This window comes from Bradyrhizobium sp. 44 (genome assembly GCF_023073095.1).
In the GTDB taxonomy this organism is placed as follows: domain Bacteria; phylum Pseudomonadota; class Alphaproteobacteria; order Rhizobiales; family Xanthobacteraceae; genus Bradyrhizobium.
In genome coordinates this window covers 672,247-695,770 of the sequence record NZ_JADPIY010000014.1, presented here as the reverse complement: position 1 = coordinate 695,770, position 23,524 = coordinate 672,247, and the positions used below count along the sequence as shown (strand labels likewise).

The window sequence follows — 23,524 nt, the reverse complement described above, 5'->3', positions numbered from 1 at the left end:
CAATGGACGCGATCAACCAGCCTTTGCTCAGCGTGCGCGACCTCTCGGTGGCCTTCCACCAGGGCGGCGTCACGACGCTCGCGGTCGACAAGGTCTCGTTCCAGATCAGGCGCGGCGAGTGCCTGGCGCTGGTCGGCGAGTCCGGCTCCGGCAAGTCGGTCAGCGCGCTCTCGATCCTCAAGCTGTTGCCCTATCCGAACGCCTCGCATCCCTCGGGCAGCATCCACTTCAAGGGCCAGGAACTGATCGACCGGTCGGAGCAGGAGATGCGGGAGATCCGCGGCAGCGACATCTCGATCATCTTCCAGGAGCCGATGACCTCGCTCAACCCGCTCCACACGATCGAGGCGCAGATCGGCGAGATCATCCAGCTGCACAATCCGACCAGCAATGCCGAGGCGCGCAGGCGGACGCTGGAATTGCTGACGCAGGTTGGCATTCCCGAACCAGAAACGCGGCTGAAGAGCTATCCGCACCAGCTCTCCGGCGGCCAGCGCCAGCGCGTGATGATCGCGATGGCGCTCGCCAACGAGCCGGACCTGCTGATCGCGGACGAGCCGACCACGGCGCTCGACGTCACCGTGCAGGCCCAGATCCTGACGCTCCTCGCAGAGATCCGCGGCCGGCTCGGCATGAGTCTTCTCTTCATCACCCACGATCTCGGCATCGTGCGACGCATCGCCGACCAGGTCTGCGTCATGAAGGGCGGCGAGATCGTGGAGCAGGGGCCGGTCGAGCAGGTCTTCAAGAGCCCGAAGCATCCCTATACGCGCGACCTGCTCGCCGCGGAGCCGAAGCCGGATCCCGCGCCGCCGCAGCCGGATGCGCCGGTGGTGATGTCGGCCGACGATCTGAAAGTCTGGTTTCCGATCAAGCGCGGGTTGATGCGCAAGACGGTCGGCCACATCAAGGCGGTGGACGGCGTCAGCATCGCCGTGCGCAAAGGCGAGACGCTCGGCGTCGTCGGCGAGTCCGGCTCGGGCAAGACTACGCTGGGGCTCGCATTGCTGCGGCTGATCTCCTCGAACGGACGTATCGTGTTCCTGGGAAAAGATATCCAGGGTCTCCGCTTCAAGGAGATGCGGCCGTTCCGGCGCGACATGCAGATCGTGTTCCAGGATCCGTTCGGCTCGCTCAGCCCGCGCATGTCGGTCGCCGACATCGTCGCGGAAGGCCTCACCGTGCATCAGCCGCAGCTCTCGCGCGGCGAGCGTGAGGAGCGCGTCGTCAAGGCGCTCGAGGACGTCGGATTGAAGCCGGATACCCGCAACCGTTATCCGCACGAATTCTCCGGCGGCCAGCGCCAGCGCATCAGCATCGCGCGGGCGGTGGTGCTGGAGCCGGATTTCGTCGTGCTGGACGAGCCGACCAGTGCGCTCGACATGCTGATTCAGGCGCAGATGGTCGATCTGCTACGTGAATTGCAGCGCCGGCGCGATCTCACCTACATGTTCATCTCGCACGATCTGCGCGTCGTCGCCTCGCTCGCGAGCCATCTGATCGTGATGCGTGGCGGCAAGGTGGTCGAGGAAGGCCAGGCCGCCGAGCTCTTCAAGAATCCGAAGACGGATTACACGCGCGCGCTGTTTGCGGCGGCGTTCCGGCTGGAGACGGCCGAGAACGGTTCGGCGGCGACGTAGCGTCCGTCAGAGCCGCTTGATCGCGGTGACCTCGCTGCCGGCTTGCTTGATCCGTGCAATGGCCGGCTCGATCGGCTCGATCACCGTTGCCATGTGATGCGCATTGGCGTGAACCATGGTGCCGCCATCGCGGACGATCGCGACATGCCCCTTCCAGAAGATGAGATCGCCGCGTTGTAACTTGCTCTGCTCATGCGGCTCCAGCGCGCGACCGAGGCCGGCCTGCTGCATGTCGCTGTCGCGCGGGCAGCCGATGCCCGCTGACGTCAGCGAGATCTGGACGAGTCCGGAGCAATCGACGCCAAGGCTGCTCTTGCCACCCCAGAGATAGGGCGTGCCGACGAAACGCTCGGCGACGGCGACGAAATCCGGCTCGCGATGACCGAGCGGGACGAGATGGACCTTGGGCAGATAGTGTCCGTCGCGCGTCACGGCGAAGCTGCCGTCCTCGCGCACAACCACGATCTTTGATCCCATCACCAGGGTGTCTGCGGGCGGCAGCTTGATCGAGGGACCGGGGAAGGCAAAGGTTCGTAGCGCGCTGACCATATGGGTCGGGGCGGCCGAGGGCTTCATCAGCGCTGCATCCGGCAGCCAGCCGACATAGCCGTCACTGGAGAGCTGACCCCACGCCCAGCCTTCGCCGTTGCGGTCGTAGACCGTGACGCGCTCGCCGCGCAACGCTTGTGTCATCAGCATTGCGTTCGACGACGGCTGTTCGCGCACGGGCGCGATCGCCTCGACTGTCTCGAATTCCTCGCCCGTGACGAAACGATCCGCCTGCACCTTGCCTTCGAGGTATTTTGCGGCGAGGTCGCCGCGCGCGGGTGTCAGCCTTGGATCTCGCCCCGGATCACGCATAGCGCTCGCTCAGCAATGTGTAGATCGCGCGCGCGGCCTGGCATTCGCCGCCCTCGGGGCGTGCAGGCTTCGCCGACGGCGTCCAGCCGTAGATGTCGACATGCAGCCAGCTCCTGGCATGCTCGACGAAGCGTTGCAGGAACAGCGCGCAGATGATCGAGCCGGCAAAGCCGCCTGATGGTGCGTTGGTGATGGTGGCGGTCTTGGAGTCCAGCCACGCATCGTAAGGCGGCCACAGCGGCATGCGCCACAGCGGATCGTTCTCCTTCACCGCGCATCGTGCGACGTCGGCGGCAAGCATCTCATCGTTGGTGTAAAACGGCGGCAAATCCGGCCCCAGCGCGACGCGTGCCGCTCCCGTCAGCGTGCCGAGATCGATCAGCAGGTCCGGCTTTTCCTCGTCCGCCAGCGCCAGCGCGTCGGCAAGCACCAGCCGTCCCTCCGCGTCCGTATTGCCGATCTCGACCGTGATGCCCTTGCGCGAGGTGAAGATGTCGAGCGGGCGGAAGGAATTGCCTGCCACCGCGTTCTCCACGGCCGGAATCAGTACGCGCAGCCGCACCTTCAGCTTCGCATCCATCACCATGCGCGCCAGCGCCAGCACGTTGGCGGCGCCCCCCATGTCCTTCTTCATGATCAGCATGCCGCTCGAAGGCTTCAGGTCGAGCCCGCCGGTGTCGAAGCAAACGCCCTTGCCGACCAGCGTCACCTTGGGATGCGCCGGGTCGCCCCAGCCGATGTCGATCAGCCGCGGCGCGCGGTCTGAGGCCATGCCGACGGCGTGGATTAGCGGAAAATTCGTCTTCAGCTCATCACCGATGGTGCAGGCAAAGCTTGCACCGAATTCGGCGGCGAGATCCTGCGCGGCTGCGGCAAGCTCCTCCGGCCCCATGTCGTTGGCCGGCGTGTTGATGAGGTCGCGCGCCAGCATTGCGGCGTCAGCCATGCGGTTGATCTCGGTCGTGTCGACGCCGTCGGGGGGCATGAGACGGACCTCGGGGCGATCCGCCTTGCGGTACCGGGCAAAGCGGTAGCTGCCGAGTGCGAAGGCGAGTGCGGCGAGCCGTGCATCGTGCGGTGCATTGGCGAAGCGATAGACGCCCGGCGGCAGCAGGCCGGGCAGGGCGCCCGGTCGGAACAGGTCGCGCGATCTTGCACCTTCGTCCTCGATCCCGAACAGCACTTGCGCGATCGCGCCATCGGGCGCGGGCAGCGCGAGATAGCCGCCCGGCTTTGCGGTAAAGGCGCTCGCAGTGGCGAACTGGCGTTGCGCCGCCGGTAGCCGCTCAGCGACCTGATCCCAGCTCGACTTGGTGACGAAGGTGATCGGAATGGCGGTAGGCGACGTCTCGAAGACAGAAGGCATTGGCGGGTCCAGATCGTCAGATCGAGCGGGTCATACGAACGGACGAGATTTCGCAGAGTTTCGCCGCCGCTGCAATCAGCTTTGCTGCCATCGTTGAGCGATCCGCTACTCGCAGCAAGGGGGCCATGCTAGGTTCCGGCAACGGGCCGTCAGGTGCGGAGATCTCCGGCGGCCGACGACAAAGCCGGCCGGGAGGAAATGCAATGGAATTTGTGTGGAGCGTGGTCACATTCATCGGCCAGGCGGTCGAGGCGATTTTTGGCTATGTCGAGCATCATCATTGGATATTCGCGTTCCTCGCCGGTGGTTACGTCTTCTATCTCCACGACCGCTCCGTTCACGCGCGGTTCGATGCACTGGACAAGCGCATTGACGAAATCCGCAAGCGGCTCGCCATCGAATATTGATCTGGTGAACGAAACCATCATCGGGCGGGCCCCGTATCTCATGCCGAGGACCGCCGTTCAGCGAGCGGCCGCAGGGCTTTACTAGCGCTGCGGTTGTGGCATTATTGGCCAATATTTTAGATTGTGTCGTGCGGTTCTGCACGTGGCGAGCGCAACAACGAGGCATGCAGTCGCTTCTTACCCCGGCTCGTCATGGATCGGGCTGATACCGAACGGAACCTGATCGTCGAAGGCATTTCTCTTATCGTTTGCGCGGCGCGGCATTCGCAAATAAGCGACGCAAAATGGATAGATCGTTCGTCATCGTACAGATTTCCGACCTGCATCTGGACGGGTCTGGTCGGCTGCTTGCGACGATCGAGACGCTCAATGCCGCAATTCGCGAGAGGATGGCGGACTTCGCGGATGTTCCCGATCGCATCCTGTTGATCACCGGCGATATCGTCGACGACCCGACGCCGCCTGCGCTCGACGAAGCGCTCGCCGTCATTGCGTCCTTCCGGCAGACCGGGCTGTTCACCGACATTCAGGCAATTGCCGGCAATCACGACGTCAAGCGCCCGAGCCAGCGTGCAGGCCGCCACGACGTCTATGATTACCTGCATTTGCCGCGGACCTCGAAGAGCGTCTACTACCGTCAGGCCGGTCTCGATCTGGTGCTGCTGGATTCGAACCGCGCGAGCCTCACGACGCTCGCGAGCGGCAACGTCGACCAGGGCGCCTATCACGCCCTGGTTTCGGATTCCTCGCGGCTGAGCGTCGAACTCGCGGGCAGCCTCGGGTCGGGCGGCCGCGCCGATTATGCCGAGCCGGTTGAAAACCTGGTGCGCGTGCTGGCGCTGCACCATCATCCACTGCCGCAGGCGACCGGAGAAGGAAAGCGGTTTCTCGGCGTGCCCGACGAGCCGCTGATGTATCTCGCCGCGCCCGCGACCTTCCTCGAAGCGGCGACATCGCTCAACGTCGATCTGGTTCTGCACGGACACCGGCATGTCGAAGGCTTGACGCGCTATTCGATTCCCGATCCGCGCGCTACGTCGAGTGAGAGCGATGAAGCATTCTGGCGCACGATCTACGTCCTGTCCTGTCCATCATCGACCGGGCAGGCCGGTGACGATGCCGGCTTCAACGTCATCCATTTCGGCCCGATGTCCCATGGCGGCCGCACCGAGTATCGCTTCGCGATCGCCCGCTACTCACGTCCGCGCAAGGATGGTGTCTTCAGGCCGCTCGATTCCAACCTGCCGCACGGCGTCGTCAGGCTGCCGGCCGGGCGCGAGTTTTCCCGAGATCCGGCCGTCCAGTCGGGCATCGAGATCGACGCATGCACGACGCTGAAACGGGATCAGGTCGCGGCATTCGCCCGCCGGCTCCTGCTACGCCGCGCCTTCTATGCCGACGGCGAGGTGGATTGGGCCGATTTGCTCCACGTCTATCTCGTGACCTCTCACGCCTGGGCCGATCTCGACAGCAAGTTCTCGAGATCCGCACGCAAGCATGACCTCGACGCCGTAGCCGTGGTGACATCGCTGCTGCGTGGGTTGATCGAGCAATCCGCAAACGTGCTCGGCGTCGACGACGTTCAGCTCGACGAGTTCCGCGCGAGGCGTCTGGTCAATCGTGACGATCTTCGGCGCGAATTGCCGAGGGTGGCGCGCCCGGGCATCGATGTCGAGATCGAAACGCGGCAACGACTGCAATTGCTGCGAGACCTGAACGAGCAGGTGAAGGCGCTGGGCCTCGATCAGGGCCTCGGCGGCGAGATGCCGCCGCAGGCGCCGCGGTGAGGGACGCGGCAGGGAATTAACCGGCCGTTAGGGTTAACAGTCTATTGCTGGCGTGTTCGGCTCGATCAATCGGCTCGAGAGTCAAAGCGTCATGCGTCAACGGTTCGGTCTTGAACGGTTCAGTCTTGGACGGCTCAGTCTTGGACGGCTCAGTCTTGGACGTCTCAGTCTTGCCCGGCTTCTTGCGTCCACCTCGCTGGTTGCGGCGGTGGCCATGGGCCTCGGCGGCTGCACGGCGATGTCGAAACTCTCCGACGTCACGGGCTCGGTCGGGCCGCGGGCGGAAGCCGCTCCCACCGATCCCGCGCGCGCTGCCGAAGTCTATGGCGAGCGCTATCGTGCCAATCCCAAGGACGCCGATGCGGCGCTCGCCTACGGCCAGGCCTTGCGCGCCAACGGCCAGCACGCCCAGGCCGCCGCCGTGCTCGAGCAGGCGACCATCGCCAATCCCGGCAACAAGGCGCTGATGGCCCAATACGGCCGCGCGCTCTCCGACAACGGCAATTTCCAGCAAGCCTTCGACGTGCTGACGAAGGCGCATTCGCCCGACAACCCGGATTGGCGGCTGCTCTCGGTGCAGGGGACCGCGCTCGATCAGATGGGCCGTCACGAGGAAGCGCGTTCCTATTACGCGAGCGCGCTCAAGATTGCGCCTGGCGATCCCGGCGTGCTCTCCAATCTCGGCCTGTCCTACATGTTGTCGAGAGATCTGCCCAAGGCCGAAGACGCGCTGCGGCAAGCCTATGCCTCGCCGCGCGCAAACGCGCGGGTGCGGCAAAATCTCGGTCTGGTCGTCGGTCTCCAGGGCCGCTTCGCCGAGGCCGAGACCATCGTGAAGGCGGACCTGCCGCCGGACCAGGCTGCCGCCAATGTCGCCTATCTCAAGGAAATGCTGACCCGCAGCGACGTCAAGCGGGGTGCGCCGAAGCGAACTCCGGTCGCCTCGCTCGGCCAGCCCGACTGATCAGACGTGATCGTCCAATCCTGAAGGCAGCCGCGGACCTTGCGCGGTCCGCATCTAACGTCATTGCATCTCGGTGACCTTGATTCCCGTCGGTCCGAGGATGACGACGAACAGCACCGGCAGGAAGAACAGGATCATTGGTACCGTCAGCTTCGGCGGCAATGCTGCGGCCTTTTTCTCGGCCTCGTTCATGCGCATGTCGCGGTTTTCCTGCGCCATCACCCGCAAGGATTGGCCGAGCGGGGTGCCGTAACGCTCCGCCTGCTGGAGCGCGAGACATACCGACTTGACGCCCTCGAGCCCGGTGCGCCGCGCGAGGTTCTCGTAGGCGACCTTGCGATCCTGCAAATAGGACAGCTCGGCCGTGGTCAGGGTGAACTCCTCCGACAGCGCGATCGATTGGCCCACGATTTCGACCGCGACCTTCCGGAACGCCATCTCGATCGACATGCCGGATTCGATGCAGATCAGGAGCAGGTCGAGCGCGTCGGGAAAGGCGCGCTTGATCGAGAGTTGGCGCTTGGAGATCGCGTTCCTGAGGAACAGCATCGGCGCTTGAAGTCCGAGATAGGCCGCTCCGACGCAGATGCCGATCTTGATCGGCATCGACTGCTGCATATGCGCGATCAGGAACACGTAGACGACCGAACCGACGAACAGCACGATCGGAGCAACCAGGCGGGCAAACAGGAAGGTGATGTAGGGCGCCTGGCCCCGATAGCCCGCCATGATGAGCTTGTCCCGTGCAGCTTCCTGCGCGAGCCATTTGGTAAGGTTGAAGTCGTCGACGACCTTCGAGACGAGCTGCTTCGGCGTCTGGCGAAGCGAGACTTTTTCGCTCTTGTGGAGGCGCTCGCGCTCGCGCTGCCGGATGCGCTCACGTTCGTTCGCTACCGCCTTCATGCGCTTGGAAAGGCCTTCGCCAGCGAACAGCGGCATCACCAGCGTATAGACTGTGGCGCTGGCGGCAACGGCGGCCAGCAGCATCGTCATGAAGTGGACATCGTGAAGTTTCGCAACGAGGAACTCTACCATAAGGCACCATCAGAAGTCGAAATTGATCATCTTCTTCATCACCATGATGCCAATCGACATCCAGACGACGCAGCCGACCAGCATGAGCTGGCCGGTGGGATGAGTCCAAAGCATCGAGATGTATCCCGGCGTTGTGAGGTAGACGAGGAACATCACGATCGGCGGCAGCGAGCCGATGATGCCGGCCGAGGCCTTGGCTTCCATCGACATCGCCTGGATCTTCTCTTTCATCTTCTTGCGGTCGCGCAGCACCTTGGAGAGGTTGCCGAGTGCTTCGGAGAGGTTGCCGCCCGATTTCTGCTGGATCGAGATGACGATGCCGAAGAAATTGGCCTCGGGCAGCGGCATCCGATCGTAGAGTCGCGTGCAGGCCTCGCCGAGCGGCATGCCGATCGCCTGCGTTTCGATGATGGACAGAAACTCCGAGCGCAGCGGCTCCGGCGCGTCGGCGGCGACGACCTTGATCGATTCGAACAGCGGCAGGCCCGCCTTGATGCCGCGGACGATCACGTCGACCGCGTCGGGCAGCGCCTTCAGGAATTTGGCTTCGCGGCGCCTCTTCAGGAAGCCCAGCGCCCAGCGTGGCAGACCGAAGCCGCCGGCGAAAGCGAGTCCGGCGGCACCGAGCAGGCCGCCGCCGATGAACAAGGCGAGTGCGAACAGCACGCCCGCCACGACGGCGGACACGATCCAGAATTTCTGCGGCGCCCAGTCGAGGCCCGCCTGCGACAGGCGAACACTGAGCGGTACGCTCTTCTCCTGCTGGCGCCGCGCCTCGAGATCCTTGAGCGAGGTTTCGACCTGCTCGCGGCGCGAGCGCTGCGTCTTCTCGGCCGCGCGGGCCGTGGGCGCCTCTGCCCGCGAGATCGAGGCGCGGCGGCTCTCGGCCTTCCGTTCTCCGGAGAGCATAGGATAAAGGAAGACCCAGGCGAGGCCGCCGACGGCGGCGGTGGCAAGGAAGGCGAGGGCAAGGACTTGCATGTTCATGGCTGCGCTGACCCGCTCACGTCGTGGGCGCCACTTCTGCGGCGTCGAGCGCCGCGGCAAGGCGCTTCTCTTCGCCGTAATAGCGGGCGCGTTCCCAGAACTTCGGACGGCCGATTCCGGTCGACCGATGCCGGCCGATGATCTTGCCGTTGGCGTCCTCGCCGACCATGTCGTAGAGGAAGACGTCCTGGGTGATGATGGTGTCGCCTTCCATGCCCATCACCTCGGTGATGTGGGTGATGCGGCGCGAACCGTCGCGCAGGCGCGCGGCCTGGACGATGACGTCGATCGAGGCGCAGATCATCTCGCGGATGGTGCGTGAAGGCAGGGAGAAGCCACCCATCGTGATCATCGATTCGCAGCGCGATAGCGCCTCGCGGGGATTGTTGGCGTGCAGCGTGCCCATCGAGCCGTCATGGCCGGTGTTCATGGCCTGGAGCAGGTCGAACGCTTCAGGTCCGCGGACTTCGCCGACGATGATCCGCTCGGGACGCATACGCAAGCAGTTGCGCACCAGCTCGCGCATGGTGACTTGGCCCTCGCCCTCGATGTTGGGCGGGCGGGTTTCCAGTCGGACCACGTGCGGCTGCTGGAGCTGGAGTTCGGCGGCGTCTTCGCAGGTGATGACACGCTCGTCGTGCTCGATGTAGTTGGTCAGGCAGTTGAGCAAGGTGGTTTTGCCCGAGCCGGTACCGCCGGAGATCAGCACGTTGCAGCGGACGCGGCCGATGATCTGGAGGATTTCCGCGCCCTCCGGCGAGATTGCGCCGAACTTGACGAGCTGATCGAGCGTTAGCTTGTCCTTCTTGAACTTGCGGATGGTGAGCGTGGGGCCGTCGATCGACAGCGGGGGCACGATGGCGTTGACGCGGGAGCCATCGGCCAGGCGCGCGTCGCAGATCGGCGAGGATTCATCGACGCGCCGGCCGACCTGGCTGACGATACGCTGGCAGATGTTGAGGAGCTGCTGGTTGTCGCGGAAGCGGATACCGGTGCGTTGGATCTTGCCGGCGACCTCGATGTAGACGGTGTCGGCGCCGTTGACCATGATGTCGGCGATGTCGTCGCGCGACAACAGCGGCTCCAGCGGACCGTAGCCGAGGACGTCATTGCAGATGTCGTCGAGCAGCTCTTCCTGCTCGGCGATCGACATCACGATGTTCTTGATCGCGATGATCTCGTTGACGATGTCCCGGATTTCCTCGCGCGCGGACTCCGAATCGAGCTTGGCGAGCTGGGCGAGGTCGATGGCCTCGATCAGCGCGCCGAAGATGGTCGCCTTGACCTCGTAATAATTGTCCGAGCGGCGGGCTTCCATGGTCGGCGCAGGCTTCGCCGGGGCAAGCGGCGGAGAGGTGACGGCCGGCGGCGGCGGCACGCGCGACACAGCGGGCGCCGAAGCCTGGGCAGGCTCTGACGACACGGCACCGGGCTTCGAGGCCCGAGGGTCGGTGTCTGTTCCGCTACGCTTACCGAACACTTAAAAACTCCATGCGGCGACCTATTTTCCCCGCAACTTCTCAATCAGGGGTGAAAGCAGGGACGACTTTTGCTTTTTCGTTTCGCTGCGGCCGGTCAGGCGCTGGGCGATCTGAAGGAACATCTCGATTGATTTGTGATTGGCCGAGATCTCCGCGATCATCTGGCCGTTATTGGCCGCCGAGCCGAAGATCTGCGGCTCGAACGGGATCGAGACGACTGGCTGGCTCTCGATCGCCTTGGCGAACTCCGCTGCGGCGATTTCGGGCCGTTTCGGCACGCCGACCTGGTTCAGGCAATAGAGCGGCGGACGGTCGTTCGGGCGCGCGGCCTTCAGGAGATCGAACAGGTTCTTGGTGTTGCGCAAATTGGCGAGGTCGGGTGCCGCCACGATCAGGATGTCGTCCGCTCCGATCAGGGCGCGTTTTGTCCAGCCCGACCATTGGTGCGGAACGTCGAGCACGATGCAGGGCATGGTGGAGCGCAGCGTGTCGAACACGGCATCGAAGGCGTCGGCGCCGAAATCATAGACCCGGTCGAGCGTCGCCGGCGCCGCCAGCAGGCTGAGGTGGTCGGTGCATTTCGACAGCAGGCGATCGATGAAGGCGGTATCGACGCGATCGGGCGAGAACACGGCGTCGGCAATACCCTGCGGCGGATCCTGGTTATAGTCGAGCCCGGCAGTTCCGAAGGCGAGGTCGAGGTCGGCGACGACCGCGTCCATCGCGAGATCGCGGGCGATCGCCCAGGCGACGTTGTGGGAGATGGTTGACGCGCCGACGCCGCCCTTGGCGCCGACCACGGCGATGATACGGCCGACGGCCTTGGCTTCCGGCGCCGAGAACAGGTTGCAGATCGAGCGGACGACGTCGATCGCGCCGACCGGCGCGAGCACGTAGTCGCTGACGCCGCGGCGCACCAGCTCGCGGTAGAGCATGACGTCGTTGATGCGGCCGATCACGACCACGCGGGTGCCGGCGTCGCAGACGGTTGCGAGATGATCGAGCCCGCCCAGGAGGTCGTTGCGGCCGTCGCTTTCGAGCACGATCACGTTCGGCGTGGGTGCCGAGCGGTAGGCTTCGACCGCAGCCGCCATACCGCCCATCTGGATCTTGAGATGGGCCTTGCCGAGACGGCGATCTTCGCCGGCCGACTGCACAGCGGCCGCCGTTTCCACGGTCTCGCAGAAAGCCTGGACGGAAACGCGGGGGGCAGGCGCAATATGCTCCTCGGCCGGCGGGAGCGATGCCTCGGACTGCTCTTCTTGGGGCTGGCGAGCGTAGCTGATCATTTGCCGGTGTCGCTGAGTTTGGCCTTGTCGGCCTCAGGATAGGCGACCGCCGTCGGCATTCCCTTGCGATACTTCTCGAACGCGGCGGTGCGCCGCGGCGTGTAGGACGGCGTTTCGGGCCGCGGCTGCTCGAGATCTGACGGATTGTCGACCATCGCCGCGAGGTTGCGCTGATAAGCGCAGCCGTAATTGTAATATTCCTTGTTCTCGAACCAGCTCTTGTTCTTCATCGAAGGGCCGATGTCTTCCGGCCACAGGCCGCAAGGACCCGCGACCGCGGCGATCTTGGAATAGGTGAGCCGGATCGGCGGCAGGAAGCGCTTGTCTTCCGGCTGGTAAGAACGGGCGCTGACGCCGCGCGGCGGAACGCCTGCCGCTGACAGGATCGCCTGGATTTCACGCATGGTGTCCGCGACCGGACGCGCGTTGGGCGTGCCGGACGGCACGTCGATCTGGATCGCGCCGGTGCCTTCGTGCATCCAGGCCGACGCGACGCCCATCACGTCGGCGCGCTGGGCGGCGGTCAAGCCGCCGCGGGCATGGCCGACGAAGACGACGATGGAGCGATTCTGCTCCTCGATGGCGATCGGATGGCGCTGCTTGTAGTTGTCGGGAATGGAGGCGGTGACCGCTTCGTCATGCTGGCAGCCGCCAAGAGCGAGCGCCATGCCGACGAGCGCGCCGCCGAGGTGGATGGCGCGCCTGCGATTCTGGGGTGGTCTAGTGATCTTCATGAAGTCCCCGTTCCGCCTCAGTCGGTGATGAAGCCGTAGGTGCCGCGGTAGTTCTTGGCCGGTTCGGTCCGGCCGGGCACGCCGTAGATGCGGTTGATGTTGCCGAGCAGTTCGGCCTGCGGATCCGCAGGCGCGGAGAAGCCATCATCCGGCCGCGACAGATCTTTTTGCGCAACTGCGCGAACGATATAGGGCGTCACGATCACGACCAGCTCGGTCGCGTTGTTGACGAAGTCGCGGCTGCGGAACAGCGTGCCGAGGACCGGGAGCTGCATCAGGCCCGGCAGTCCGCTGACGGCCTGCTTGGTCTGCTGCTGGATCAGGCCGGCCATAGCCATCGCACCTCCGGAGGGAATTTCCAGTGAGGTTTCTGCGCGGCGGGTCTTGATCGAGGGCACCGTGAGCGAGTTGACCGAGGTCGAGGTTACGGCCTGGGACAGCGTGATCGCGTTTTCGTTGGAGAGCTCAGAGACCTCCGTCATCACCCGCAGGCTGATCTTGCCCTCGGTGAGAACGACGGGGGTGAAGTTGAGCGAGATGCCGAACTTCTTGAAGCTGATCTGGGTGGTACAAACGTGCGTGGTAGGGTCGCACGCGTAGCCGGCAGGCACCGGGAATTCACCGCCGGCGATGAATGTTGCCGATTCACCGGAGATCGCGGTCAGATTCGGTTCGGCCAGCGTCCGGATCACACCCGCGGTTTCCATCGCACGCAGGGTGGCCTGCACCGACGGGGCCCCGCCGAACTTGGTGGTCAGATTGTTGCCGTCGACGAGGTTCTTGCCGAGAGCCGTGAACGGATTGGAGTTGCTGAAGCTGACGACCGAGGTGCCGTAGCTGAGGTTGGCGGTAAGGTCGATTCCGAGCTGCTTGATGATGCTGCGCTGCACTTCGGCAACAGTCACCTTGAGCATGACCTGGTCGCGGCCGCGGACCACGATCGAGTTCACGACCTTCTCGGGGCCGCCCGCGAGGCGCACGGCGAGGTCGTTGGCCTGCTGGGCTTCGGCGGGATTCGCGGCCGAACCGGTCAGGATGATGCCGTCGCCTAGCCCGTCGATCTGGATGTCTGAGTTCGGCAGGACCTGCTTCAGCGCGGCCCGCACGCCGTTGAGGTCGCGCTTGACCGCGATGTCATAGGCCGCAATCTGCTGGCCGGCGGAATCGAAGAACACGATGTTGGTCTGGCCGATCGCGGCGCCGATGATGTAGGCGCGCTGCGCCGAGCGGACGACCGCGTTGGCGATCTTGGGATCGGCGACAAGCACGTCCTTGATGTCACGCGGAAGGTCGATCACGATCGACTTGCCGATGCCGAGCGAGAGGAATCGCGCGTTCATCTGACCGTCGGCCGCAGCCTGCGCCACAGGGCGATAGTCGGCGGCAACCACAGGGGTCAGCACCGGGTTGAGCGCGAGCGCGACGGTGGCCGAAAACGACAGGGCGCGGACCACAGAGGTTCGCATCGTCGCCAAGTTCGCCCTGCATTTCATATCGACAGTCCTCATCGTGCCTTCGCCGTCGAGCTTGGGATACCGTACCGAATGATCGAAATGCCATCGCGCTTCTGCGCGGAATCATCGAGCGTGATCTCGCTCAGCTTGACGTCGACGATGCTGCGCAACGCCAGCGACAGCGTGCCGCTCTGGCGTGCGGAGGAGAGCGTCGCAGTCTGCGCAGGATTGAGCTCGAGGGTGACGGTCTTGCCGACCACCGCGTTCTGCCCGTCCTTCTCCTTCGGCGCCTGGTCGATGGCCAGGACGCGGATATTGGCCAGGATGATCTCGGACGTGATCACATCAGGCGCGCCGCTGCTTTGGTCCGGATTCTTGAGACGGCGCGTCAGAAGCACGTCGACGCGGTCGTTGGGGAGGATGAAGCCGCCTGCGCCGGTTTCCGGCGAGATCTCGGTCGAAATCGCCCGCATGCCGGTGGGCAGGATTGCCGCCATGAAGCCGGAGCCTTCGGCCTTGACCAGCTTCTGGTCGCGGATCGGCTCACCCTGGATGAAGGGGGATCGTGCGATCGAGCCGGTGACCTGGGTTACCCCCTCCGGGCGCTCGTTGCGGCGGATGAAGGTGGTGCTGGCGGTCGCGGACGGCCAGGTCTGCCATTGCACGTCTTCCGGCTTGACGGTCTGGCCGAGGCCGATGTCGTTCTTGGCGACCAGGACGTCGACGGTGGGAAGCTGCGCGACCGGAGCCGGAGGCGGCGCAGAATTGTCCGAGCCGCTCGCCAGATACGCGGCGACACCGCCGGCGCAGATGGCGACCGTCAGGACGACAATGCGTGCCCTATTCATACGCTTCACTTTCCAACAAACGCCGCGACGCTGACGCCGCCGTAATCGGCAGTTGACCAGCTATTCGTCAAAGCATGGTTAATGAGGCGTATCTAAATCGCCTTAACGCCGGGTTGACCCGATGCGTTCAGCGCAATGCGAGGTGAGCGAGGTCGATCGCCTTCACCCATTCGGTCTCCGGGTAGACCATCAGCGCACTCATTGCGAGCGCGATGCCGTAGGGAATGCCGCTCTCCTTGGCGTGCAGCCGCGCGAGCCAGGCCTGGCCCGCCAGCCCATAAGGCAGCGGCCACTGCCGGAACTGGAGCAGGAGCAGCGTCAGCGCCCCGCCGAACAGCGAGGCGTAGAGCAGGAAGTTCATCAGCTGTGCGAACCCGAACCAGAGTGCGACGGAGGCCGCGACCTTGGCATCGCCACCGCCGACCCAGCCCATCGCAAAACAGGTGAAAGCCACGACCAGGACGAGCGCACCTGAGCCGACATGGCTCAGCATCTCGTAAGGTGCCATGCCACCGGCGAGAGCGAGCGCGAAAAAGCCGGCGACCAGCGCCAGCGATACGCGGTTAGAGATCGTCATCGTGAAGAGATCGCTCGCGGCGGCAAACGCCATCAGGGCAGGGAAGAGCAGAAGGCGCGCAAGGTCGAGGATCATGGGTTGCGTCTTGAGGCCTGGGTTTGCCGCGGAGCTGGCGTCGCCGGATTCTAGCCGGCAGTGCTAAACAAACCGAAAACGGCGGCAGCCGTTTCGATGGGCGGAGCCAGCCGAAGGCGTGCTCACCAGAGGGAGGCGATGCGTGCGGCGAGCGCGACGGTCGCAAGCAGCAGGGCCAGGCAGACCCAGTAAGCCGGCGAGCCGGTCTGCGCGGCCTCCGCCGCGTTTGCCGCGACCGCGGCATCGGTTCTGTACTTGCTCAACGCCACTGGAACTCGCCGTCTGAAAAACAAAGGCCCCGGAGGCCCGGGGCTTTTGCCGTCGTTCGTCGATCGCTTACTTCAGCGAGCTGCTGATCGAGGTGAACTTGGCGTTCAGCGTGGTGCCGAGATTGTTGACGACGGTGATGATGGCCAGCGCGATGCCGGCGGCGATCAGGCCGTATTCGATGGCGGTGGCGCCGGATTCATCTTTCGCGAAACGCGCAATCAGGTTCTTCATGAACAAAACTCCATCTGGGGTGGGATCGCCTCGTTCGGCGTTGTGCTTGACCCAATGACCATGAGATCCGAGCTCTTTCGGGAGAGTTAATTCGATCGGGCAAACCCGCCTGCCGCTGGCCAGAGTGAATTTCGCCTTAAGGCAGCCAGCTGCAATCGTTCCAGTTCCGGATGTGCAGCAAGCGCAGTTCCGGCTTCACCGTCCCTTAAATTTGAGGGAGTACGCGTAGGCGGGACCAGCAATTCGCAAGAGAGGCGACAATGTCGAGCCTGCCCATGGAAATCGCCCTGATGCTCGGCGAGACCATCGCGAAGGTGATCCCCACGACTTTCGCGCTCGCGGTGGTCTTCACCGTGCTCGAGCACGTCTGGGCCTGCAATCCCGGCGTGCCCTGGTGGCGCAAGCGGGAGATCGTCACGGACATCTGCTACTGGTTTGTCGTTCCGGTGTTCGCACGCGTCATGCGGATCAGCCTTCTGATCGTCGGTGCGAGCTTCGTCTTCAACATCCATGATGCCGACGAACTCATCGCCTTCTACGACAATGGCCACGGCCCGCTGTCGCTATTGCCGCTCTGGGTCCAGGCCGTGCTGTTCCTGGTCCTGTCCGATTTCATGCTGTACTGGCTGCACCGGTTGTTCCACGGCGGCGGGTTCTGGAAGTACCACGCGATCCATCACTCCTCGGAGGAGATCAGCTGGATTTCCGCGGCCCGCTTCCATCCCGTCAATCTCGTGCTCGGTACGATCGCGGTCGACGTCGTGCTGCTGATGGCCGGCATTTCGCCGAACGCCATGGTCTGGCTCGCCCCGTTCACGACCTTCCATTCGGCCTTCGTGCACGCCAACCTCAACTGGACCTTCGGGCCGTTCAAATATGTGCTGGCGACGCCGGTGTTCCATCGCTGGCACCACACCTCGCTCGCAGAGGGCGGCGACACCAATTTTGCCGGCACGTTCCCGATCTGGGATGTGCTGTTCGGCACTTTCCGGATGCCCGAGGGGCAATTGCCGCAGGATTACGGCAAGGATGAAGCCACCATGCCGAAGGAGATCGGAGGGCAGCTTGCCTATCCGTTCCGCCGCTAGGTTCTCGGGGCCGCGAAATGCCAGTCCGTTCAAACAATAGTCGGCGAATTTGCGGAACGTTCACGAATTGAGGGCAGGTTAGCCGGGTCGGGCACCGGCTCGGCTGTTATCTGATTGCTTCTGCCGGTTTGTGACGTCCCGGGGGTAAGAGTATGCGTAAACAACTGCTGCGCCGTCATGCGCGCGTCTGTCTTCTGGTTGCGGCCGCGGTGCTGGCATCGCCGGCTGCTGGCCTTGCCGAGCCGACCGCAGATGCCATAGCCGTGAATGTCGACCAGGCCAAGCTGGTGCGGTTGCCTGGCAAGGTGGCGACCATCGTGGTCGGCAATCCCATGATCGCCGACGTCACGCTCCAGCCTGGTGGCATGATCGTCGTGACCGGCAAGGGCTATGGCGCCACCAATTTCATCGCGCTCGACAGAGGCGGCGAGATCCTGGTCGATCGCCAGATCCAGGTCGAAGGTCCGAGCGATCGGCTCGTCACCGTCTATCGCGGGATCGAGCGCGAGTCCTACAGCTGCATGCCGGTTTGCCAGCGTCGCGTGACGCTCGGCGACAGCGACACCTATTTCAACAACACGATGAGTCAGGCCGGTTCGTTGAGCAGCACGGCCAGCGGCAATGCTGGTGCGGGCGCCAAGACGAACTGAGTAAGACCAACTAAGTAAGACCAACCAGCGAGTTTGATTGGCGGGTTTGCCGGGGCAAGGATCGCCCCGGGCCGATGCGGGCGCATGAGTTTCTCTCTCCGTATGCTCGTCTCAATGCTCTCGTCTCCTTGGCCTGGGTCGTTCACGGTTAACGCGCCCCTAATGGCCCGGGTCGCCGGGTGCGGATCGCCTGAAACACTTAAACAATCAGTTTCCGCTATTGAACATGGCAGATGATTGCTTCTGCTGCTGGGGAATTTGATGCCTTCGCCTGCACCTACGAGGTTCACGCTCCTCGCCATGCTGCGCCGGTTTCGCGGCAGTCGCCGCGGCTCCGCAGCCGTCGAGTTCGCGCTGGTCGCACCGATGTTCTTCGCGCTGCTGTTCGCCATCATCGAGACGGCGCTGATGTTCTTGGCGACCCAGGTGCTCGAGAGCGCCAGCCAGAATTCCGCGCGGGTGTTGCTGACGGGGCAGGCGCAATCCGGTTCGGTGGCGGCCTGCGCGGTGTCCGGCGTGAGCACGCCCTGCTCGCAAACGACGTTCAAGGCTTACGTCTGCAGCCAGATCCCAGCGCTCTTTGATTGCACTAAGCTCTACATCGACGTTGTGAGTACAAACTCGTTCGGAGCACTAAGCCTCACCAGCTACGGCAATTCCTGCAGCTTCAACCCGGCCGGCGTGCAGTACAATGCCGGGGCCGCCGGCCAGGTCGTCGTGGTGCGCCTGTTCTATCAGTGGCCGCTCATCGTCACCGGCCTTGGCTTCAACATGGGCTGCAGCAACAAACGGCTGCTGGTCGCGACCGCGGCCTTCAAGAACGAACCTTTTTGAGACAGATGGATTCGAGCAAGCCGATGCAGCCGATTGCGCATATCTGGAGGAATACCGGTCACTTCGTGCGTGACTTCGTCGCCGACAAGCGCGCGCTCGCGGCGACCGAATTCGCGGTCATCGTGCCGCTGATGCTGGTGATGTTCTTCGGTACCGTCGAATTTTCATCGGCCGTGGCGATTGATCGCAAAGTCACAATGATTGCACGGACACTGTCCGATTTGACGTCGCAGTCAACGTCGCTCGACTCGAACGACTTGCAGGACACGTTCACGGCAAGCATTTCGATGATCATGCCTTACGACGCTACGCTCGTGAACGGCACGGTTCTTCAGATCTATATCGACTCGAGCAGCGTCGCCAAAATTAAATGGAGCCAGTCCGCCACCATTGCCAACGGTGCGACGCAGGCCACGCTGACGGCTCCGCCCTCGGCTCTGGCTGCTGGTACCACGGTCACCTCGATGATTCCATCGACGCTCTTGATCCCGAAGACCTACCTCATTTACAGCGAGGCGAGTTACCTCTACACGCCTTCTGTCAAATTTGTTCTGAAGTCGGGCATCACGCTGAGCGATATCTCCTACACGCGGCCGCGCCAGGTCACCTGCGTTCCTTACAACGGCGTACCGTCGCTGCCGTGCCCCCTGAACTAGAAAAAAGGCCGGGCATTGTGCCCGGCCTTTTCTTTTAACTTGTTCGCTCGAGCCGATCGGGGCCGTAAGCGGTAGGCTCAACCGGCGGAACGGAGGTTGTCCGCTGCCGACTTGCCGGAACGGCGGTCGGCCACGATCTCGTAGGAGATCTTCTGACCTTCGCGCAGCGTGCCGAGGCCTGCACGCTCCACAGCGCTGATGTGGACAAACACGTCCTGGCCGCCATCGTCGGGCTGGATGAAGCCGAAGCCTTTGGTCGCGTTAAACCACTTCACGGTTCCCATGCTCATGGGGGTAGTCCCTTCTCAGATAACACAATGTCAGAGCCCGCTCGCGCGGACAGGTTAGATCGAATTTTTGGAAGGGTCGTCAGCGTGTCTGAACCGGCTGTACCGGTGGATGCTAATGTCGTCCGGCCGAAAATCGATTAACTCATTTTATTGGAAACAGAACCCCAAAACAATGCTGACGTGCACGATTTTTTGATCCGCCGTGATGTTCACGGCGGATCAGCATACAGGTCGGAACTTCAGGTCCGCGCTCGCGCGCTGAGCCTCCCGACTAGCGGCGGCGGAACTGGCCGCCGCGCTGTCCGGGGCGCGGAGGGCCGCCCATCCCGCTCGGACGTTCGTCCTTGTGGCGGAAAATCAGCCGGCCCTTTTCGAGGTCATAGGGCGACATCTCAACCGTCACGCGGTCGCCCGCCAGAGTCTTGATGCGGTTCTTCTTCATCTTGCCGGCGGTGTAGGCGACGATCTCGTGTCCGGCGTCGAGCTGCACGCGGTAGCGCGCGTCGGGGAGGATTTCGGTGACCAGTCCTTCGAACTGGATCAGCTCTTCCTTAGCCATGAATTTCTCCAGGTCGTGGACGGCTAGTGCGAATGGGGTTTGCGGTTCGGTTGGCCGTTCGGTCGACTCTCGCGGCGCAAAAAGGCAACGCCTTGTATCCCATCAGACGCCCCGGCGCTATGCGCGGAACGCTGTTCCGGACGGCCGTTTGGCGAAGAATGCGCCTTGCCGCCGGTGTGGTCGCGACGAGGAGCCTTCGAAGCCTTCGGGCCACTGCCGGGCCGTGCGTCAGCACGCCTGGCGTCGCCATGCCGTCCCTCGCCGGGTCTTCCGTCGCCCTGCTTGGCGGCACTGTGGTGGCGCCCGTCCGCATGCCTTTCGTCGGCACGGCGACCGTCACCGTGGCGTCCCTCACCAGACCTTGCGCCTTGCGGACGCTGGCCCGGGCGGCCCGGCCGACCCTGTCGTTGCTGCTGCGGGGAAGGGCCCGCATCCCGGCGGCCGGCGTCGGTGCGGCGATCCTCACGCGGCAGCGCCACTTTGATCAGCCGCTCGATATCGCGGAGATAGCTCAGCTCCTCGCCGCCTGCGACCAGTGAGATCGCGGTACCCTCGGCACCCGCGCGCGCGGTGCGACCGATGCGATGCACATAGGTCTCCGGCACGTTGGGCAGGTCGAAATTGATGACGTGGGTGATGCCGTCGACATCGATGCCGCGGGCGGCGATATCGGTGGCGACCAGCGTGCGGATTTCACCGGTGCGGAACTGGGCAAGCGTCCGTTCGCGATGGTTCTGCGACTTGTTACCGTGGATGGCGCTGGCCGGGATCCCCGCCTTCTCGAGTGTCTTAACGACCTTGTCGGCGCCGTGCTTCGTGCGCGTGAAGACCAGGGCTCGGTTGACCTGCTCCTGCTTCAACAGCTGGGCGAGGAACGCCGGCTTGGCGGAGAAGTCGACCTGGATGATGCGCTGCTGGATGCGCTCCACGGTCGAGGAGACCGGGGTCACCGCGACGCGGGCAGGGTCGCGCAGCATGGCGTCGGCCAGCTCGGCGATGTCCTTCGGCATGGTGGCCGAGAAGAACAGCGTCTGCCGCTTGATCGGCAGCTTGGCGACGATTTTGCGGATGTCGTTGATGAAGCCCATGTCGAGCATGCGGTCGGCTTCGTCGAGCACGAGGAATTCGACGCTTCCAAGCTTCAGTCCGTTGCTCTGCACGAGGTCGAGCAAACGGCCGGGGGTGGCGACCAGCACCTCGACGCCCTGCATCAGCGAGCGGACCTGACGGCCCATCGGCACGCCGCCGATGGCGAGGGTCGAGGACAGGCGGATGTGGCGGCCATAGGCGTTGAAGCTGTCGAGGATTTGGCCGGACAGTTCGCGGGTCGGCGACAGCACCAGGACGCGGGTCGTCTTCGGCTGCGGCTTGATGCGATTCTCGAGCAGGCGGTGCAGGATCGGCAGCGCGAAAGACGCGGTCTTGCCGGTTCCGGTCTGGGCGATGCCGACGACGTCGCGGCCGGTCAGCGCGGTCGGAATCGTCTGGGTCTGGATGGGGGTGGGGGTGACGTAGTTCTCTTCGGTGAGAGCACGAGCGATGGGTTCGGCGAGGCCGAAATCCTGAAACGAAGTCAAAAGGTGGGTTCTTTCCATGTCAAAAGCGGGCGCCCGGCGCATTCGGCGCGGCGCGCGCAAAAGGGTGTCGAGAGGGACACCTGCGTGTTTGGGGTGTCGGATGGCTTGATGGGATGGGGCAAGCCAGACGCCCGTAAGGGCTTAAGAACACGCGGCTCGCAACGGTCTCTGATTCGCAAGAGACCTCGCCCCCCATATGGAACATTGAGGCGGCGCTTTCAAGGCAGGCGCACCACAAATGGCGATCGCGGTGCAGAAATAGTTATGCCGGAAATTTAGCCAGGGTGGGAAATTTGCTTAGAAAATAGCCTGCCTGCCACATTCGCATACACTCGAATTGCTCAAGGTTTAGGCGGCGCGGCTATGGCGATGCTTGGTTTTCTGTCGATTTCCCCAGCGAAATCAATGGCGTAATATGTGTCTAATCCATGGCACGGTTCTTGCGAATCCGTTAATCGCAGGCGGCCGTTGGGGCCGTTTCGCAGCGTTTTTCACGTCTGCGTCAGGGAGATGAGACACTCATGCATAGCAAATCCACTCACGATATAGCGGCGCCATTTAGCCGCCGTGGCGTTCTCGCCGCGACCGCCGGACTGATGCTTGGTCTGGCTTCCATTTCCGGTGCGAAAGCCGCGGACGACACCATCAAGGTCGGCGTGCTTCATTCTCTCTCCGGCACCATGGCCATCAGCGAGACCACGCTGAAGGACACCATCCTCTTCCTGATCGACGAGCAGAACAAGAAGGGCGGCGTCAACGGCAAGAAGCTCGAAGCCGTCGTCGTCGATCCCGCTTCGAACTGGCCGCTGTTCGCCGAGAAGGCGCGCGAGTTGATCACCAAGGACAAGGTCTCGGTCGTGTTCGGCTGCTGGACCTCGGTGTCGCGCAAGTCGGTGCTCCCGGTGTTCAAGGAGCTGAACAGCATCCTGTTCTACCCCGTGCAGTACGAGGGCGAGGAGAGCGAGCGCAACGTGTTCTACACCGGTGCCGCGCCGAACCAGCAGGCGATCCCCGCCGTCGACTATCTGATGAAGGACGAGAAGGTGAAGCGCTGGGTGCTCGCGGGCACCGACTACGTCTATCCACGCACCACCAACAAGATCCTGGAAGCCTATCTGAAGTCCAAGGGTGTCGCCCAGGAAGACATCATGATCAACTACACGCCGTTCGGTCATTCCGACTGGCAGACGATCGTGGCCGACATCAAGAAGTTCGGCTCGGCCGGCAAGAAGACCGCCGTGGTCTCGACCATCAACGGCGACGCCAACGTTCCTTTCTACAAGGAGCTCGGCAACCAGGGCATCAAGGCGAAGGACATCCCGGTCGTCGCGTTCTCGGTGGGTGAGGAAGAACTCGCCGGCATCGACACCAAGCCGCTGCTCGGCCATCTCGCCGCCTGGAACTACTTCCAGTCGATCAAGTCGCCGGAGAACGAGAAGTTCATCAAGGCGTGGCAGACCTACACCAAGAATCCGAAGCGCGTGACCAACGATCCGATGGAAGCGCACGTGATCGGCTTCGACATGTGGGTCAAGGCGGTCGAGAAGGTGAAGTCGACCGATCCGGACAAGGTGATCGACGCGCTCCCGGGCATCGAAGCCAAGAACCTGACCGGCGGCACCTCCAAGATGCTTCCGAACCATCACATCACCAAGCCGGTGTTCATTGGCGAAATCAAAGCCAACGGCCAGTTCGACGTGGTGTGGAAGACCCCGGGTCTTGTCGCGGGCGACGCCTGGTCGAAGGAGCTCGACGGCTCCAAGGACCTGGTCGGCGACTGGGTCGGCAAGAAGTGCGGCAACTTCAACACCAAGAGCAACAAGTGCCTCGGTTCGGGTTCCTGATCCGAATCTGACACTTCATT

At 63.6% G+C, this 23,524-nt stretch carries 24 protein-coding genes; 9 read left to right on the top strand and 15 right to left on the bottom strand.

Annotation, left to right across the window (positions count from 1 at the left end; translation table 11 throughout):
• Nucleotides 1-2: 2 nt before the first annotated feature.
• Nucleotides 3-1,640: an ABC transporter ATP-binding protein gene (locus tag IVB41_RS14195; protein ID WP_247431984.1), complete on the top strand. Its 1,638-nt coding sequence runs from the start codon at nucleotides 3-5 to the stop codon at nucleotides 1,638-1,640.
• Nucleotides 1,641-1,646: 6 nt separating this feature from the next.
• Here IVB41_RS14195 and IVB41_RS14190 read toward each other — a convergent pair whose 3' ends face one another.
• On the bottom strand, nucleotides 1,647-2,501 hold the full coding sequence (locus tag IVB41_RS14190; protein ID WP_247431981.1) for a C40 family peptidase: 855 nt from the start codon (nucleotides 2,499-2,501) through the stop codon (nucleotides 1,647-1,649).
• Nucleotides 2,494-3,867 (bottom strand): M17 family metallopeptidase, encoded by a 1,374-nt coding sequence (locus IVB41_RS14185; protein WP_247431978.1) that lies wholly within the window; start codon nucleotides 3,865-3,867, stop codon nucleotides 2,494-2,496. Before IVB41_RS14185 ends, IVB41_RS14190 begins: the two co-directional genes overlap by 8 nt.
• A 203-nt stretch (nucleotides 3,868-4,070) precedes the next feature.
• Between IVB41_RS14185 and IVB41_RS35790 the strand changes: the two genes are divergently transcribed.
• From IVB41_RS35790 to IVB41_RS14170, 3 genes are all read left to right on the top strand, one after another.
• Complete coding sequence (locus IVB41_RS35790) at nucleotides 4,071-4,274, top strand: hypothetical protein (RefSeq protein WP_018454690.1); 204 nt, start codon at nucleotides 4,071-4,073, stop codon at nucleotides 4,272-4,274.
• A gap of 284 nt (nucleotides 4,275-4,558) precedes the next feature.
• Nucleotides 4,559-6,061 carry a metallophosphoesterase gene (locus IVB41_RS14175; protein WP_247431975.1) on the top strand — a complete coding sequence of 501 codons (1,503 nt, stop codon included), beginning with the start codon at nucleotides 4,559-4,561 and terminating at the stop codon, nucleotides 6,059-6,061.
• Nucleotides 6,062-6,275: 214 nt separating this feature from the next.
• Entirely contained in the window at nucleotides 6,276-7,025 is a 750-nt protein-coding gene (locus IVB41_RS14170; RefSeq protein WP_247284104.1) for a tetratricopeptide repeat protein, read from the top strand.
• 60 nt (nucleotides 7,026-7,085) lie between these two features.
• Here IVB41_RS14170 and IVB41_RS14165 read toward each other — a convergent pair whose 3' ends face one another.
• The 10 genes from IVB41_RS14165 to IVB41_RS14120 form a co-directional block, all read right to left on the bottom strand.
• Nucleotides 7,086-8,060 carry a type II secretion system F family protein gene (locus tag IVB41_RS14165; protein WP_027570195.1) on the bottom strand — a complete coding sequence of 325 codons (975 nt, stop codon included), beginning with the start codon at nucleotides 8,058-8,060 and terminating at the stop codon, nucleotides 7,086-7,088.
• Nucleotides 8,061-8,069: 9 nt separating this feature from the next.
• The gene (locus IVB41_RS14160; RefSeq protein WP_027570196.1) at nucleotides 8,070-9,047 is read right to left on the bottom strand and encodes a type II secretion system F family protein; all 978 of its coding nucleotides are present in this window, start codon (nucleotides 9,045-9,047) and stop codon (nucleotides 8,070-8,072) included.
• A gap of 16 nt (nucleotides 9,048-9,063) precedes the next feature.
• A complete protein-coding gene (locus IVB41_RS14155; protein ID WP_027570197.1) occupies nucleotides 9,064-10,527 on the bottom strand; it encodes a CpaF family protein in 1,464 nt (487 codons plus the stop codon).
• 21 nt (nucleotides 10,528-10,548) lie between these two features.
• Nucleotides 10,549-11,817 (bottom strand): AAA family ATPase, encoded by a 1,269-nt coding sequence (locus IVB41_RS14150; RefSeq protein WP_027570198.1) that lies wholly within the window; start codon nucleotides 11,815-11,817, stop codon nucleotides 10,549-10,551.
• Complete coding sequence (locus tag IVB41_RS14145) at nucleotides 11,814-12,551, bottom strand: CpaD family pilus assembly protein (protein ID WP_247431971.1); 738 nt, start codon at nucleotides 12,549-12,551, stop codon at nucleotides 11,814-11,816. Before IVB41_RS14145 ends, IVB41_RS14150 begins: the two co-directional genes overlap by 4 nt.
• A gap of 17 nt (nucleotides 12,552-12,568) precedes the next feature.
• Nucleotides 12,569-14,044, bottom strand: coding sequence for a type II and III secretion system protein family protein (locus IVB41_RS14140; RefSeq protein ID WP_027570200.1), 1,476 nt, complete (start codon nucleotides 14,042-14,044; stop codon nucleotides 12,569-12,571).
• Nucleotides 14,045-14,055: 11 nt separating this feature from the next.
• On the bottom strand, nucleotides 14,056-14,853 hold the full coding sequence (gene cpaB, locus IVB41_RS14135) for a Flp pilus assembly protein CpaB (protein ID WP_027570201.1): 798 nt from the start codon (nucleotides 14,851-14,853) through the stop codon (nucleotides 14,056-14,058).
• A gap of 127 nt (nucleotides 14,854-14,980) precedes the next feature.
• Entirely contained in the window at nucleotides 14,981-15,505 is a 525-nt protein-coding gene (locus tag IVB41_RS14130; RefSeq protein WP_027570202.1) for a prepilin peptidase, read from the bottom strand.
• A 122-nt stretch (nucleotides 15,506-15,627) separates the two neighbouring features.
• Complete coding sequence (locus tag IVB41_RS14125) at nucleotides 15,628-15,768, bottom strand: hypothetical protein (protein ID WP_197031224.1); 141 nt, start codon at nucleotides 15,766-15,768, stop codon at nucleotides 15,628-15,630.
• A gap of 73 nt (nucleotides 15,769-15,841) precedes the next feature.
• Nucleotides 15,842-16,006 carry a Flp family type IVb pilin gene (locus IVB41_RS14120; RefSeq protein WP_007599783.1) on the bottom strand — a complete coding sequence of 55 codons (165 nt, stop codon included), beginning with the start codon at nucleotides 16,004-16,006 and terminating at the stop codon, nucleotides 15,842-15,844.
• 260 nt (nucleotides 16,007-16,266) lie between these two features.
• Here IVB41_RS14120 and IVB41_RS14115 point away from each other — a divergent pair, with 260 nt between their 5' ends.
• The 4 genes from IVB41_RS14115 to IVB41_RS14100 all read left to right on the top strand — a co-directional run bounded on the left by IVB41_RS14115 (nucleotide 16,267) and on the right by IVB41_RS14100 (nucleotide 19,234).
• Entirely contained in the window at nucleotides 16,267-17,094 is an 828-nt protein-coding gene (locus tag IVB41_RS14115; RefSeq protein ID WP_027570203.1) for a sterol desaturase family protein, read from the top strand.
• Between the two features lie 152 nt (nucleotides 17,095-17,246).
• Nucleotides 17,247-17,744, top strand: a complete 498-nt coding sequence (locus tag IVB41_RS14110) for a pilus assembly protein N-terminal domain-containing protein (RefSeq protein WP_027570204.1) — start codon at nucleotides 17,247-17,249, stop codon at nucleotides 17,742-17,744.
• Nucleotides 17,745-18,005: 261 nt separating this feature from the next.
• Nucleotides 18,006-18,578, top strand: a complete 573-nt coding sequence (locus tag IVB41_RS14105; protein ID WP_027570205.1) for a TadE/TadG family type IV pilus assembly protein — start codon at nucleotides 18,006-18,008, stop codon at nucleotides 18,576-18,578.
• Between the two features lie 5 nt (nucleotides 18,579-18,583).
• Nucleotides 18,584-19,234: a TadE/TadG family type IV pilus assembly protein gene (locus tag IVB41_RS14100; protein ID WP_247359497.1), complete on the top strand. Its 651-nt coding sequence runs from the start codon at nucleotides 18,584-18,586 to the stop codon at nucleotides 19,232-19,234.
• A gap of 77 nt (nucleotides 19,235-19,311) precedes the next feature.
• On the opposite strand, the gene IVB41_RS14095 is transcribed toward IVB41_RS14100, so the two are convergent.
• The 3 genes from IVB41_RS14095 to IVB41_RS14085 all read right to left on the bottom strand — a co-directional run bounded on the left by IVB41_RS14095 (nucleotide 19,312) and on the right by IVB41_RS14085 (nucleotide 21,702).
• A complete protein-coding gene (locus IVB41_RS14095; RefSeq protein ID WP_007599788.1) occupies nucleotides 19,312-19,524 on the bottom strand; it encodes a cold-shock protein in 213 nt (70 codons plus the stop codon).
• Between the two features lie 271 nt (nucleotides 19,525-19,795).
• Nucleotides 19,796-20,083: a translation initiation factor IF-1 gene (gene infA, locus IVB41_RS14090; RefSeq protein ID WP_007599789.1), complete on the bottom strand. Its 288-nt coding sequence runs from the start codon at nucleotides 20,081-20,083 to the stop codon at nucleotides 19,796-19,798.
• Between the two features lie 23 nt (nucleotides 20,084-20,106).
• A complete protein-coding gene (locus IVB41_RS14085) occupies nucleotides 20,107-21,702 on the bottom strand; it encodes a DEAD/DEAH box helicase (RefSeq protein ID WP_247431966.1) in 1,596 nt (531 codons plus the stop codon).
• 479 nt (nucleotides 21,703-22,181) lie between these two features.
• On the opposite strand from IVB41_RS14085, the gene urtA reads away from it, so the two are divergent.
• Nucleotides 22,182-23,504: an urea ABC transporter substrate-binding protein gene (gene urtA / locus IVB41_RS14080; RefSeq protein WP_027570208.1), complete on the top strand. Its 1,323-nt coding sequence runs from the start codon at nucleotides 22,182-22,184 to the stop codon at nucleotides 23,502-23,504.
• Nucleotides 23,505-23,524: the final 20 nt, after the last annotated feature.